General features: G+C 75.6%; 2 protein-coding genes. Both read right to left on the bottom strand.

The window, feature by feature from the left end:
* Positions 1-1,509 (bottom strand): type I polyketide synthase (locus ACFXI4_RS34735; RefSeq protein ID WP_384998608.1); only part of this gene is annotated, 1,509 nt, incomplete at its 3' end.
* 12 nt (positions 1,510-1,521) lie between these two features.
* Positions 1,522-14,268, bottom strand: a complete 12,747-nt coding sequence (locus tag ACFXI4_RS34730; protein ID WP_384998605.1) for an SDR family NAD(P)-dependent oxidoreductase — start codon at positions 14,266-14,268, stop codon at positions 1,522-1,524.
* Positions 14,269-14,524 lie beyond the last annotated feature (256 nt).

Genomic DNA, 14,524 nt, shown 5'->3' with positions numbered 1-14,524 from the left:
GGAAAGCACGAACTCACGCAACCGCACCGCCTGCCCCCGCAACGCCTCGACAGAACGACCAGACACCAACACCGGCACCGGCAACACCGGCACCGGCACCGGCACCGGCACCGGCTCCCACTCCTCCGGGTCGGGAGCCTCTTCCAGAATGACGTGGGCGTTGGTGCCGCTGATGCCGAACGAGGACACCGCGGCCCGGCGCGGTCGTTCGCCGCGTGGCCAGGGCACCGCCTCGGTGGTCAGCGAGAGGCTGCCGCCGGACCAGTCGATGTGCTGGGACGGGGTGTCGGCGTGCAGGGTCTTCGGCACGGTCCCGTGGCGCAGCGCCAGGACGGACTTGATCACCCCGGCCACGCCGGCGGCGGCGAGGGTGTGTCCGATGTTGGACTTCACCGTGCCGAGGAGCAGCGGCCGTTCGCGGTCGGTGCCGTAGGTGGCCAGCAGGGCCTGTGCCTCGATGGGGTCGCCCAGCGAGGTGCCGGTGCCGTGCGCCTCCACCACGTCGACGTCGGCGGGGGTCAGCCCGGCGGCGTTCAGGGCGGCGCGTATGACGCGTTGCTGGGAGGGACCGTTGGGGGCGGTGAGGCCGTTGGACGCGCCGTCCTGGTTCACCGCGGAGCCACGCAGCACCGCCAGCACCTGGTGGCCGTTGGCCCGGGCGTCGGACAGCCGCTCCAGCACCAGCACGCCCACGCCCTCGGCCATGCCCATGCCGTCGGCGTCGGCGGAGAACGCCTTGCAGCGGCCGTCGGCGGCCAGCACGCGCTGCCTGCTGAACTCGATGAGCGGTCCGGGTCCGGCCAGTACGGTCACGCCGCCCGACAGGGCCAGCGTGGATTCTCCGTCGCGCAGCGACTGCATGGCCAGGTGCAGGGTGACCAGGGAGGTCGAGCAGGCGGTGTCCAGGGTGATGGCCGGGCCCTCCAGGCCGAGGGTGTAGGAGATCCGGCCGGAGAGCACGCTGGGGACCACGCCGGTGACCAGGTGTCCCTCGACGCCGGCCGGGGCGTGGGCCAGTCCGGTGCCGTACTCCTGGTAGTTCTGGCCGACGAACACTCCGGTGCGGGTGCCGCGCAGTGCGGTGGGGTCGATGCCGGCCCGTTCCAGGGCCTCCCAGGAGGTTTCCAGGAGCAGTCGTTGCTGGGGGTCCATGGCCAGCGCCTCGCGGGGCGAGATACCGAAGAAGCCCGCGTCGAAGGCGCCGGGGTCGTCCAGGAAGCCGCCGCGCTTGACGTAGGTGTGACCGGAGCTGTCCGGGTCGGGGTCGTAGAGGCCGTCGATGTCCCAGCCGCGGTCGGTGGGCAGTTCACCGGTGACGTCCCGGCCCTCGGAGAGCACGCGCCAGAGGTCTTCCGGGGAGCGGACCCCGCCGGGGTAGCGGCAGGCCATGCCGACGACGGCGACGGGTTCGGTGCGGGCCTGTTCGATGTCCTGCAGGCGGCGGTTGGCCTTGCGGAGGTCGACCATGACCCGGTTCAGGTAGCCGCGCAGCTTCTCTTCCTCGGACATGTGCGGCTCCCTTCAGCTCGCGCCGAGTTCGCGGTCGATGAGGTCGTACATCTCCTCGTTCGACATCGGGTCGAAGTCCTCCTCGCTGCTGCTGAGATGGGCGAGCATCGCCCGCAGCCGCTGTTCCACGGCGGCTCGGTCGTCGTCGGCGTCCGCCCGGGCCAGCCGCTCGGCGAGCCGGTCCAGTTCGGTGAGGACGGGTGGTTCGGGGGGCGCGAGCCGGGTGCGCAGGTCTTCGGCGACCGCGGCCGGGGTGGGCTGGTCGAAGACGAGGGTGGCCGGCAGCGTCAGTCCGGTCGCCTCGGCGAGCCGGTTGCGCAGTTCGATCCCGGTCAGCGAGTCGTAGCCGAGGTCGCGGAAGGCGTGGTCGGCGCCGATGGCGGCGGGGCCGGAGTGGCCCAGGACGACGGCCGCCTGCTCGCGTACCAGCCGGAGCAGGGTGCTGCGGCGTTCGGTGTCGGAGAGCCCGGCGATCCGCTGCGTCCAGGGGGAGCCGGACGGCTGGGACCCGGGTTCGTCGAGGCTGTCGAGCACGCGGCGGGCCTCGGGGATCTCGGCGAACAGCGGCCTGCTGCGGGCCGAGGCGAACAGCGGCATGAACCTGGCCCAGTCGACGTCGGCGACGCACAGCCCGCTCTCGGCGCGTTCGAGGATGGTGCGCAATGCGTCCAGCGCGGGTCCGGGGGCGATCAACGGCAGTCCCTGGCGTCGGAGTTGGCCGGCGTCGACCCCGTCGGGGAAGCGGGCCCCGTCCCAGACGCCCCAGGCCACCGAGGTGACCGGCAGTCCGGCGGCGCGGGCCTGCTCGGCGAGGGCGTCGAGTTCTGCGTTGGCGGCGGCGTAGGCGCCGTGGTCACCGCTGCCCCACACTCCGGCGATGGAGGAGTAGAGGACCAGGACGTCCAGTTCGGCGGGGTCGAGCAGTTCGACGAGGTGCCGGGCGCCCTGGACCTTGGCGGTGAGGACGTCGGCGTACTCGGCGAGGTCGGTGTCGGGCAGGGCCGCCAGCCGCATCAGTGCGGCGGCGTGCACCACCGTGCGCACCGCTTCGCCCTCCTCGCGCAGTCCGGCCAGCAGGGCGGCCACGGCGGCCCGGTCGCCGACGTCGCAGGCGCGCGCTGTCAGCCGTACGCCGAGGCCTTCGAGTTCGGCCGTCAGTTCGGCGATCCCCTCGGCGTCCGGGCCGCTGCGGCTGACCAGTACCACGTGTCGTACGCCCTGAGCGGCGAGCCGGCGGGCGATCTCGGGGCCGAGCGCGCCGGTGCCGCCGGTCACGAGCGCGGTGTCCCGGGCCTGCCAGTCGCCGGCCGTGCCGCCGTCGAGCGGGGCGCGCACCAGTCGTCGTAGCAGCGTGCCGGATGCACGCACGGCGAGCTGGTCCTCCTCGCCCCAGCCGCCGGCGAGCACGCCGCGCAGCGCTTCCAGCGCGGCCTCGTCGAGTTCGGCGGGCAGGTCCAGGAGGCCGCCCCAGAAGGCCGGGTGTTCCAGCATCGCCACCCGGCCCAGTCCCCATACCTGGGCCGCGCCCGGTTCGCGCGACGGATCGGCGGCCCCGGTGCCCACGGCGCCGGAGGTCACGAGCCACAGCGGGATCGTCGCGTCCAGATCGCCGAGCGCCTGGACCAGGGCCAGGGTGGCGGCCACGCCGGCGGGTACCACCGGGTGGTCCGGATGCGGGCGGTGGTCGGCGGCCAGCAGGGACAGCACCCCGCGCGGGGTGTGTTCGGCCAGCGCGCGGCGCAGCCGATCGGCGAGGCCCGCGCGGTCGGCGTGTTCGGTGTCCACGGTGACCGTCCGCACCGGAAGTCCGCCGGTGAGCGTCTTCAGCCAGTCCTGGTCCGCGCCCGAGGCGGGCACCAGCGCCAGCCACTGGCCGTCCGGTGCGGTGCGCTCCGGCGGGCCCGCGGGGCGCCACTCGACGCGGTAGCGCCAGCTGTCGGACCGGGGGCCGGTCTGCTCGGCCAGCCAGTACCAGCGGCGCTGGAAGGCGTACGTGGGCAGTTCCACCCGGCGGGCGCCGGTGCCCTCGAACACCTCGGCCAGCCGTACCCCGGCCCCGCGCACCTGTGCCTCGGCCAGCGACCGGGCGAAGCGCGGCCAGCCTCCGTCGTCGCGGCGCAGGGTGGTGAGTACGGCGGCTCGCGCGCCGGCGGCGTCCACCGTCTCCTGCACGCCCGGGGCGACCACCGGGTGCGGGCCGATCTCGATGAACGTGCCGATCCCGGCGTCCAGCGCGGTCCGCACCGCGTCGGCGAACCGGACGGTCTGCCGCAGGTTGGTGTACCAGTAGTCACCGGTGAGTTCCCGGGTGTCCAGTCGCCGTCCGGTGACCGTGGAGTACAGCTCGGTGCGGGCCGCCCGCGGACTGATCCCGGCGAGCAGGTCGGCCAGGCTGTCCTTGACGGCGGTGACGTGGGTGGAGTGCGAGGCGTAGTCCACCGCGATACGGCGGGCCCGCACCCCGCGCTCCTCGCAGGCGGCCCGCAGCTCTTCCAGGGCGTCCGGGTCGCCGGAGACGACGGTGGAGGCGGGGCTGTTGACCGCGGCCACGCCGAGGCGGTCGTCGGTGAACAGGGCCCGCACCTCGTCGGCGGGCAGCGCCACCGACATCATGCCGCCCTTGCCGGACAGTTCGGTCAGCGCGCGGCTGCGCAGGCACACCACCGCGGCGGCGTCGGCCAGCGACAGTGCCCCGGCGACGCAGGCGGCGGCGATCTCGCCCTGCGAGTGGCCGATCACCGCCTCCGGTTCCACGCCGTACGAGCGCCACAGGGCGGCCAGCGACACGTTGACCGCGAAGGTCACCGGCTGCACCACGTCCACCCGCTCCAGCGTCGGCGCGCCCGGCAGCCCGCGCAGCACGTCCAGCACCGACCAGTCGACCCAGGACTCGACCGCGGCGGCGCACTCGGCCAGCCGGGCGGCGAACACCGGGGCGGAGTCGAGGAGTTCCAGCGCCATTCCGGCCCACTGCGCACCCTGTCCGGGGAACACGAACGCCACCCGCCGTGCCGCGTCCGCCGCGGTGCCGCGCACCACACCCGGGACGTCCCGGCCCTCGGCGAGCGCCCCGAGCCGCTCGCGCAACTGGTCCGGGTCCGCGGCCAGGACGACCGCGCGGTGTTCCAGCGCGGCCCGGCCGGTCACGATGGACCAGGCGATGTCCCGCACCCGGTCGTCGGGGTGCTCGGCGAGATGCGCCGTCAGCCGTACGGCCTGGGCGCGCAGGGCCTCCTCGCTCTGCGCGGACACGGCGACCGGCACCGGCCACGGTCCGGTGTCCGGTCCGGCCGAGGCGGGCGCGTCCGCCTCCGCCTCGGCCTGTTCGATGACGACGTGCGCGTTGGTGCCGCTGATCCCGAACGAGGACACCCCGGCCCGGCGCGGGCGGCCCCGCTCCGGCCACGGCCGGGCCTCCGTCAGCAGCCGCACCTCGCCGGACGCCCAGTCCACGTGCGGGGAGGGCTCGTCGACGTGCAGGGTGCGGGGCAGTACCCCGTGCCGGATCGCCTGCACCATCTTGATCACGCCGGCGACTCCGGCGGCGGCCTGCGCGTGCCCGATGTTCGACTTGACCGAGCCCAGCCACAGCGGGTCGCCGGCGCGGTCCCGGCCGTAGGTGGCGAGCAGCGCCTGGGCCTCGATCGGGTCGCCGAGCGGCGTCCCGGTACCGTGGCCCTCGACCGCGTCGACGTCCTGGGCGCGGACGCCGGCGGCGGCCAGGGCGGTGCGGATCACCCGTTCCTGCGAAGGGCCGTTGGGGGCGGTCAGGCCGTTGGACGCGCCGTCCTGGTTGACGGCCGAGCCGCGCAGCACGGCCAGTACCTGGTGGCCGTTGCGGCGGGCGGCGGAGAGCGGTTCGAGGAGCAGCAGGCCGGCGCCCTCGGACCAGCCGGTGCCGTCGGCCGCCCCGGCGTAGGGCTTGCACCGTCCGTCGGCGGCGAGTCCGCGCTGCCGGGAGAACGCGGTGAACGTGGTGGGCTCGGCCATCACCGTCACCCCGCCCGCCAGGGCCAGCGAGCACTCACCGGAGCGCAGCGCCTGGGCGGCGAGGTGCATCGCCACCAGCGAGGAGGAACACGCCGTGTCCACGGTGACCGCGGGTCCCTGGAGGCCGAGTGTGTAGGCGACCCGGCCGGAGGCGACGCTGCCCGCGGTGCCGGTGAGCAGGTGGCCTTCGACGCCCTCGGGCAGCTCGCGCAGCGTGGTGGCGTAGTCGTGGTACATCACGCCGGTGAACACGCCTGTCTGGCTGCCGCGTACCGAGGACGGGTCGATCCCGGCCCGTTCCAGCGCCTCCCAGGCGGTCTCCAGGAGCAGCCGCTGCTGGGGGTCCATGGCGAGGGCCTCGCGCGGCGAGATCCCGAACAGGGCGGCGTCGAAGCGGCCGGCGTCGTAGAGGAAGCCGCCGTGCCGGGTGTAGCTGGTGCCCGGGTGGTCCGGGTCGGGGTCGTACAGGCCGGTGACGTCCCAGCCCCGGTCGGTGGGGAACCCGCCGACGGCGTCGACGCCGTCGGCGACCAGGTGCCACAGGTCCTCCGGGGAGGCGACCCCGCCCGGGAACCGGCAGGCCATGCCGATGATCGCGATCGGCTCGTCGGCGGCCGGCGCCGGGGCGGCGGCGGGCTGGGCGCTCTGTGCGGCGGTGTCGCCGATGACTTCGCCGCGCAGGTATCCGGCGAGTGCGGCGGGGGTGGGGTGGTCGAACACCACGGTCGCGGGCAGCCGTGTCCCGGTGGCCCGGCCCAGCCGGTTGCGCAGTTCCACGGCGGTCAGTGAGTCGAAGCCGAAGTCCTTGAACGGCCGGTCCGGTGACAGCCCGCCGGGGTCGGGGTGGCCGAGCACCAGCGCCGCCTGGGTGAGCACCAGGTCCTGGAGGACCCGGAGCGGCTCCCCCTCGGCCAGCCGCCGCAGCAGCCCGTCGGCGCCGTCCGAAGCGCCGTCCGTGGCGGCGGCCCGCCGCACCACCGGCACCAGGGCGCGCAGCACCGGCGAGAGCACGCCCTCGGCCGCCCGCTCGCGCAGCGCCACCGGGTCCAGGCGGGCGGCGAGCAGGACCGGCTCGTCCAGCGCGACGGCCGTGTCCAGCAGGTCCAGCGCGGTGGCGGAGTCCAGTGGCAGCACACCGGCCCGGGCCAGCCGGGTCCGGTCGGTGTCGGCCATGCCCTCGGTCATGCCGCTGCTCTCGGCCCACAGCCCCCAGGCGACCGCGGTCGCGGGCAGCCCTGCGGCCCGGCGTCGGGCGGCCAGCCCGTCCAGGGCGGCGTTGGCCGCCGCGTAGGCGGCCTGTCCCGCGTTGCCGAGCGTGCCGGCCACCGACGAGAACAGCACGAACGCCTTGAGTTCCGGGCCGGTCAGCTCGGCCAGGTGGCGCGCGCCGTCCACCTTCGCCCGGCACACCTCGGTCACCCGCTCGGCGGTGAGCGCGGCCACCACCCCGTCGTCGAGAACCCCGGCGGCGTGCACCACGGCCGTCACCGGATGCCCGGCCAGCAGCGCGGCCACCGCCTCCCGCTCGGCCACGTCACAGGCCACCACCACCGCCTCGGTACCCGACTCGGCGAGTTCGGCGACAAGTTCCGTCATCCCCGGGGCGTCCTCGCCCCGCCGGGAGGCCAGCACCAGGCCGCGCACCCCGTGCCGCTTGGCCAAATGCCGTGCCACCAGGCCGCCGAGGGTCCCGCTCGCGCCGGTGATCAGCACGACGTCCTCGGCCGTCCAGGGAGCCTCCCCGGCCGTCTCCGTCACCCGCGTCAGCCGGGGTACGAGCAACCTCCCGTCCCGGACCGCCAGTTGGGCTTCGCCGGTGGCGGCCAGCCGGGGCAGCGGCGCCTCGGACGCGGGCCGGATGTCCGTGTCGGCCAGGACGAAGCGGTCGGGGTTCTCCGTCTGCGCGCTGCGCAGCAGACCCCACGCCGCCGCCGCGTCGGGGTCGACCGGTTCGCCCGGGCCGGTGGCGACCGCCCCGCGCGTGAGCAGTACCAGCCTCGATGCGGCGAACCGCTCCTCGGCCAGCCAGCGTTGGGCCACCGTGAGGGCGTCGGCGACCCCGGCCACCGGGACACCCACCACCGCGGGCACCGGCCCGTCCGGGTCCAGGTCCGCCAGCCACGCCCAGGCCTCGTCCGGTGCCCCGGGCGCCGACGGAACCCAGTCGGTGCGGTACAGGTGGTCGCGTCGGCCGGCGGCGAGCTGGCCGGCGCTGACCGGCCGGAACGCCAGCGAGTCGATCACCGCGACGGGGTTGTCCTCGGTGTCGGTCACGGTGAGGGCGACGGCTCCGCCGGCCGTGGGGCGCAGCCGTACCCGCGCCGTGGCGGCGCCGGTCCGGTACAGCCGGACCCCGGTGAAGGCGAACGGCAGACCGATGGCGGCCGTGCCGTCGGCCGGGACGGCCGCGTGCAGGGCCGCGTCCAGCAGCGCCGGGTGCAGCCCGTACGCTCCGGCGTCCGCCGACGCCGCCTCGGGCAGGGCGACTTCGGCGAACAGGTCGTCGCCGTGCCGCCACAGCCGGCGCAGACCCTGGAAGAGCGGCCCGTAGCCGTAACCGAGCCGCGCCAGTGCCGGATAGCGGTCGGCCAGAGGGACGGGGGTGGCGCCCGACGGCGGCCAGTCGCCGGTCGCCGGCGGAGCCGTCAGCGTCATGCCGAGCCGGCCGGCGGCGTGGTGCGTCCACTGGGGGCCCTCGCCCGGCCGGGAGTAGATGCCGACGGCGCGGCCGCCGTCCTCGCCGGGCGCGCCGAGCACCACCTGTACCCGTACGCCGCCGCGGTCGGGCAGGATCAGGGGCGCGTGCACGGTCAGCTCCTCCAGGACCCGGCAGCCCGCCTCGTCGCCGGCGCGCACGGCCATCTCGACGAATGCCGTGCCGGGCAGGACGGCGGTGCCGAAGACGGTGTGGTCGGCCAGCCAGGGCTGCCGCTGCCGGGACAGTCCGCCGGTCAGCAGCAGTTCTCCGGTGGAGGCCACCGGTGCGGCGGCGCCCAGGAGCGGGTGGGCGGTGGCGTCCAGTCCGAGCCCGGCGGGGTCGGTGCCGGCCGCCGGGGTGGGCAGCCAGTAGCGCCGGCGCTGGAAGGCGTAGGTGGGCAGCTCCGCCCGTCGGCCGGGGGCGCCGAGGGCCGGGGTCCAGTCCACGGTGATCCCGCGTACGTGTGCCTCGGCCAGCGACTGCAGGAATCTTTCGGGGCCGCCCTGGTCGCGTCGGAGCGAACCGACCACCACGGCGGTGCTGCCCGCCGCCTCGGCGGTGTCCTGGACGGCCGAGGTAAGGATCGGGTGCGGACTGGCCTCGATGAAGACACGGTGCCCGGTGCGGTCCAGTTCGCGGACGGTCGCTTCGAAGTGCACGGTCTGACGCAGGTTCCGGTACCAGTACTCGGCGTCCAGGGTCGCCGTGTCGAGCCGGTCGCCGGTCACGGTGGAGTAGAAGGGGATCTGGGCGCCGCGCGGCTCCAGTCCGGCGAGCCGGTCGAGGAGTTCGGTGCGGATGCGCTCCACCTGTGCGGAGTGCGAGGCGTAGTCCACCGCGACCAGCCGGGCCCGCGCGCCTTCGGCGGTCAGCTCGGCCTCGAGTTCCCGGAGGGGTCCGGGTTCTCCGGAGAGGACCACCGCGGCGGGTCCGTTGACCGCGGCGACCGAGACCCGTCCGGCCCGGCGCGCCAGCCGCGGTTCCAGTTCGGCGGCCGGGAGCGCCACCGACATCATCCCGCCGGCGCCGGACAGCGCGCCGAGCGCGGCGCTGCGCAGGGCGCTCACCTTCGCGGCGTCGCGCAGGGACAGCGCCCCCGCCACACAGGCGGCGGCGATCTCCCCCTGGGAATGCCCCACCACCGCGTCCGGTTCGACGCCGAACGACCGCCACAGCGCGGCAAGGGACACCATCACCGCGAACGACACCGGCTGCACCACATCCACCCGGTCCAGCGACGGCTGACCCGCCTCCCCACGCAGCACACCCGGCAACGACCAGTCCACGAACTCGGCGAGGACCGCAGCACATTCGGCCATCCGCTGCGCGAACACCGGTGCCGAGTCCAGCAGTTCCACCGCCATCCCCGCCCACTGCGCGCCCTGCCCCGGAAACACGAACACCGTGCGGCCGTCGACGTCGGCGAGCCCGCGTACCAGTCCTGGCGTCTCCTCGTCGGCGGCGAGGGCGCGCAGCCCCCGGACCAGCTCGGTGCGGTCGGTCGCGGTGAACACGGCGCGGTGCGGCAGTCCGGCCCGGGTGGTCGCGGCGGCGCGGGCGACGTCGGCGAGAGCCGCCTCCGGTGCGCTCTCCAGGTGCGCGGCCAGCCGTGCCGCCTGCGCCCGCAGCGCGGCGGCGGTCTGCCCGGACACCACCACCGGCAGCGGTCCGGACCGCGGCGCCGGGTCCGGAGAGGGTTCCAACGGGGGCGAATCGGGGGCCTGTTCCAGGATGACGTGCGCGTTGGTGCCGCTGATCCCGAAGGAGGACACCCCGGCCCGGCGCGGCCGGCCGTGCTCCGGCCAGGGCCGCTCCTCCGTCAGCAGCCGCACCTCGCCGGACTCCCAGTCGACGTAGGGCGAGGGTGCGTCCACGTGCAGGGTGCGCGGCAGCAGCCGGTGCCGCAGCGCCTGTACGACCTTGATCACGCCGGCGACGCCTGCGGCGGCCTGGGTGTGTCCGATGTTGGACTTGAGCGACCCGAGCCAGAGCGGGGCGCCGGCGCGGCCCTGGCCGTAGGTGGCCAGCAGCGCGTGGGCCTCGACGGGGTCGCCCAGGGTGGTGCCCGTGCCGTGTGCCTCCACCAGGTCCACGTCCGTGCCGGAGAGTCCGGCGGCGGCCAGCGCGGTGCGGATCACCTCTTCCTGCGCCGGTCCGTTGGGGGCGGTCAGGCCGTTGGACGCACCGTCCTGGTTCACCGCCGAGCCGCGCAGCACCGCGAGTACTTGGTGGCCGTTGCGGCGGGCGTCGGACAGCCGCTCCAGGACGAGCTGACCGGCGCCCTCCGCCCAGCCGGTGCCGTCGGCGGCCGCGGCGAACGACTTGCACCGCCCGTCGGGTGCGAGCCCGCGCTGCCGGGAGAACTCGACGAAGATGCCCGGCGTGGGCATCACCGTCACCCCGCCGGCCAGGGCCAGGGAGCACTCCCCCGACCGCAGTGCCTGGGCCGCGAGATGCACCGCCACCAGGGACGAGGAGCACGCGGTGTCCACGGTGACCGCGGGCCCGCGCAGTCCCAGGCTGTAGGCGACGCGTCCGGAGGCGACGCTTGCGGTGGTGCCGGTCAGCACGTAGCCGTCGAGGCCGTCGGCGCCCTCGTGCATCCGGGGGCCGTAGTCCTGTGCCATGACCCCGGAGAAGACGCCGGTCGCGCTGTTTCGCAGGGAGTGCGGGTCGATCCCGGCCCGCTCCAGGGCCTCCCAGGAGGTCTCCAGGAGGAGTCGCTGCTGGGGGTCCATGGCGAGCGCCTCGCGCGGCGAGATGCCGAACAGGTCGGCGTCGAACTCGGCTGCCCCGTGGAGGAATCCGCCCGTGCGCGCGTAGCTGCGGCCCGGCCGGTCCGGGTCCGCGTCGAAGAGTCCGTCCAGGTCCCAGCCGCGGTCGGTGGGGAAGCCGCCGACCGCGTCGGTGCCGGCGGTCACCAGGTCCCACAGGGCCTCGGGCGAGCCGACTCCGCCGGGGAACCGGCAGGCCATCCCGACGATCGCGATCGGGTCGGCGGCGGGCCCGGGATCCACGAGGGGCCGCCCGGGCACGGTCTCCGGTGCCGTCTCCGCGGCCAGTCCCGCGGTCAGGTGTGCGGTGATCCGTTCCGGGGTGGGGTGGTCGAGTACGGCGGTGGCGGTCAGCCGTACCCCGGTCACCTCGGCCAGCCGTTGTCCCAGCTCCACCGTCATGAGTGAGCCGAAGCCCAGGTCCTTGAACGGGCGGCGCATGTCAAGCTCTTCGGCGGAGTCCAGCTCGAGCGCCGCGGCCACCTCGGCGCGCACCAGTGCGCGCACCGCCGGCTCCCGTTCGGCCGCGGGCAGCCCGGCGAGTGAGGAGTCCGGCCGGGCCCGCGTCCCGGTCTCCGCGGCGGCCGGCAGGGCCGGCCCGGCGGGTACGGCGGGGCTCGCGCCGCCGGTGGCGGTCACCCCGGCGATCCAGTGCCGCCTCCGCTGGAAGGGGTAGGTGGGCAGCGGGATCCGCCGGGCCCCTGAGCCGTCGTAGAACCGCGCCCAGTCGACGGGGACGCCCCGGGTGTGCAGCCGGGCGACCGCGGTGAGCAGGGACCGCAGGTCGGGGCGGTCGCCGCCGGCCATCGCGGAGACGAACGCCACGTCCTCGGGCGCGCTGCCCGGCCCCATGGCGGACAGGGTCCCGTCCGGGCCCAGCTCCAGGAAGGTGCGGGCACCGCCCGCGCAGGCGGTGGCTACGGCGTCGGCGAACCGTACCGTGCCGCGGGTGTGCCGGGCCCAGAACTCGGGCCAGTCCAGGCCGGTGACGTCCAGTTCGGCGCCGGTCAGCGAGGAGACGACCGGCAGCGCCGGGGTCCGCCAGTCGACCCGGGCCGCGGCCGCCCGCATCCCGTCCAGGATGCCGTCCACGTGCGGCGAGTGGCTGGCCATCGGGACCTGGATCCGGCGGATACGACGGCCGCGCGCCGACCAGCGGCCGGCGATCGACGCGGTGGCGTCCGCGTCCCCGGACAGCACGGTGGCGGTGGGGCTGTTGAGGGCGGCGACCGACACCAGTCCACCGCTCGTCCCGACGTCGGGCAGCAGTTCCGCCTCGGACGCCTCGACCAGGATCATCGCCCCGCCGGGCGGGATGTCCTGCATCAGCCGGCCGCGGGCCGCGACCAGCGCGCAGGCGTCGGCCAGTGACATCGCCCCGGCGACGTGCAGGGCGGCGAGTTCGCCGAAGGAGTGGCCGAGGACCGCGTCCGGGGTGATCCCCCAGCTCTCCACCAGCCGGTACAGCCCGACCTGGACGGCGAACAACGCGGGCTGGGTCCAGGCGGGTTCGTCCAGCAGGGCAGCGTCCGCCGAGCCCGCCTCGGCGAAGACCACGTCGAGCAGCGGCCGGGGCAGGTGCGGGCGGAGTTCCGCGGCGACGGCGTCCATGGCGGCGGCTAAGGCGGGGTGGCGCCGGTAGATCTCCCGGCCCATGCCCGGCCGCTGGTTGCCCTGCCCGGCGAAGAGGAACACGGTCCGCCCCTCGACGGAAGTGCCGCGCACCACCCGGGCGTTCGCCGTGTCCCCGGCCAGCGCCGCCAGCAGGCCGGGGACCTCGTGCGCGGACTCGGCGACCAGCACCGCCCGCCGCTCCAGCGGGCTGCGCGTGGTGGCCAGCGAGTAGGCCAGGTCCACCGGGGACGCCGTCGACCCGCCGACCAGGGCGGCCAGTTCGGCCAGTGCCGCCGGGGCTCGCGCGGTCAACGGCACCAGGACGGGACCGTCGTACCCCTCGGCGGGGGGCTCCGGTGCCGGGCCGGGGGCGGGCGGCTCGGTGAGCACCAGGTGGCAGTTGGCGCCGCCCATGCCGAACGAGCTGACTCCGGCGAGCAGCGGCCCTGCCGTGGCGGGCCACGGGCCGGTCTCGGTGACCATCCGCAGGCCCAGCTCCGTCAGCGGGATCCGCGGGTTGGGGGTGCGGTAATTGAGGCTGGGCACCAGTTCCCGGCGCGAGAGGCACAGGACGGTCTTCAGCAGTCCGGCGATCCCGGCCGCGCCCTCCAGGTGCCCGATGTTGGTCTTCACCGAGCCGACCAGCAGGGGCCGCCGCCGGTCCGGCCCGCGCCCGGCCACCGCGCCGAGCGCCGCGGCCTCGACCGGGTCGCCCAGCGGGGTTCCGGTGCCGTGCAGTTCGACGTAGTCGAGTTCGCCGGGGGACACCCCGGCGGCCGCGCAGGCGAGGCGCAGTACGTCCTGCTGGGCCTCCTGGCGGGGGGCGGTCAGCGAGTCGCCGCCGCCGTCGTTGTTGACGGCGCTGCCCCGGATCACCGCGTGCACGGTGTCCCCGTCCGCCAGTGCCGCCGACAGCGGTTTGAGCACCAGGACGGCGCCGCCCTCGCCGCGCACGAACCCGTCGGCCCGTTCGTCGAAGGTGTGGCAGCGCCCCGACGGTGAGATCGCGCCGAGCGCCCGGGTGACGTCGTAGCCGTCCTGGGTGAGGTTCAGGTTGACACCGCCGGCCAGCGCCGTCGTGCACTCCCCGGCCGCCAGTGCCCGGCAGGCCAGGTGGACGGCGAGCAGCGCGGAGGACTGGGCGCTGTCCACGACCAGGCTCGGGCCGCGCAGCCGCAGGACGTGGGACACCCGGTTGGCGATCATCGCCCGGTTGCGTCCGGTGGCCGAGTGCGGGCTCAGGCGGGCGCCGCGCAGCGCCGCGTAGTCGTCGTAGGTGGCGCCGACGTACACCCCGGTGCCGCCCGGGCCGCCGTCGCCGTCGCCGTCGCCGTCGCCCGGGATGATCCCGGCGTCCTCGAAGGCCTCCCAGGCCAGTTCGAGGACGAGCCGCTGCTGCGGGTCCAGCACGGCCGCCTCGCCCGGGGAGACGCCGAAGAAGGCCGCGTCGAAGGAGTCGACCTGGTCGAGGAAGCCGGCCCGGACCGGTTCGCCGGAGGGCAGCACGGGCACCGCCGGGCCGTCCGGACGGCAGCGCAGCGCGCCGGGTTCGCCCAGGGCGTCCCGTCCGTCGTGCAGCAGTCGCCAGAACTCGGCGGGGTTCGCCGCCCCCGGCAGCCGGCACGCCAGGCCGACGACCGCCACCGGTTCCTGGTCGGCGGCGTTGCCCACTCGGTTACCCACGCCGGACTCCTCCACGTCGTCTCATCGAGGACAGGTCTGATCCGCCCGGCACCTGGTGTTCCGGACGTACACGGTTGCGCTGTGCCACGGGCAGGGCTGAGCGGCCCCTCGGCCGGACCGGCCGCCTGGACACGCCCCGGTGAACACGCCCCGGACGCGTCGGTCCGGCAGGCATGCCGCAGGCCCGGCCCGGGCAGCACCGGGCCGATCGGATCGCGGGCGGGGCGCGGACCGGCATCGGGCGCCGGTCCGCTTC

Source organism: Streptomyces sp. NPDC059224 (assembly GCF_042754285.1).
GTDB lineage: Bacteria > Actinomycetota > Actinomycetes > Streptomycetales > Streptomycetaceae > Streptomyces.
Note: the sequence above shows the minus strand (reverse complement) of the source record. Positions and strands in the feature narration are given on the sequence as shown.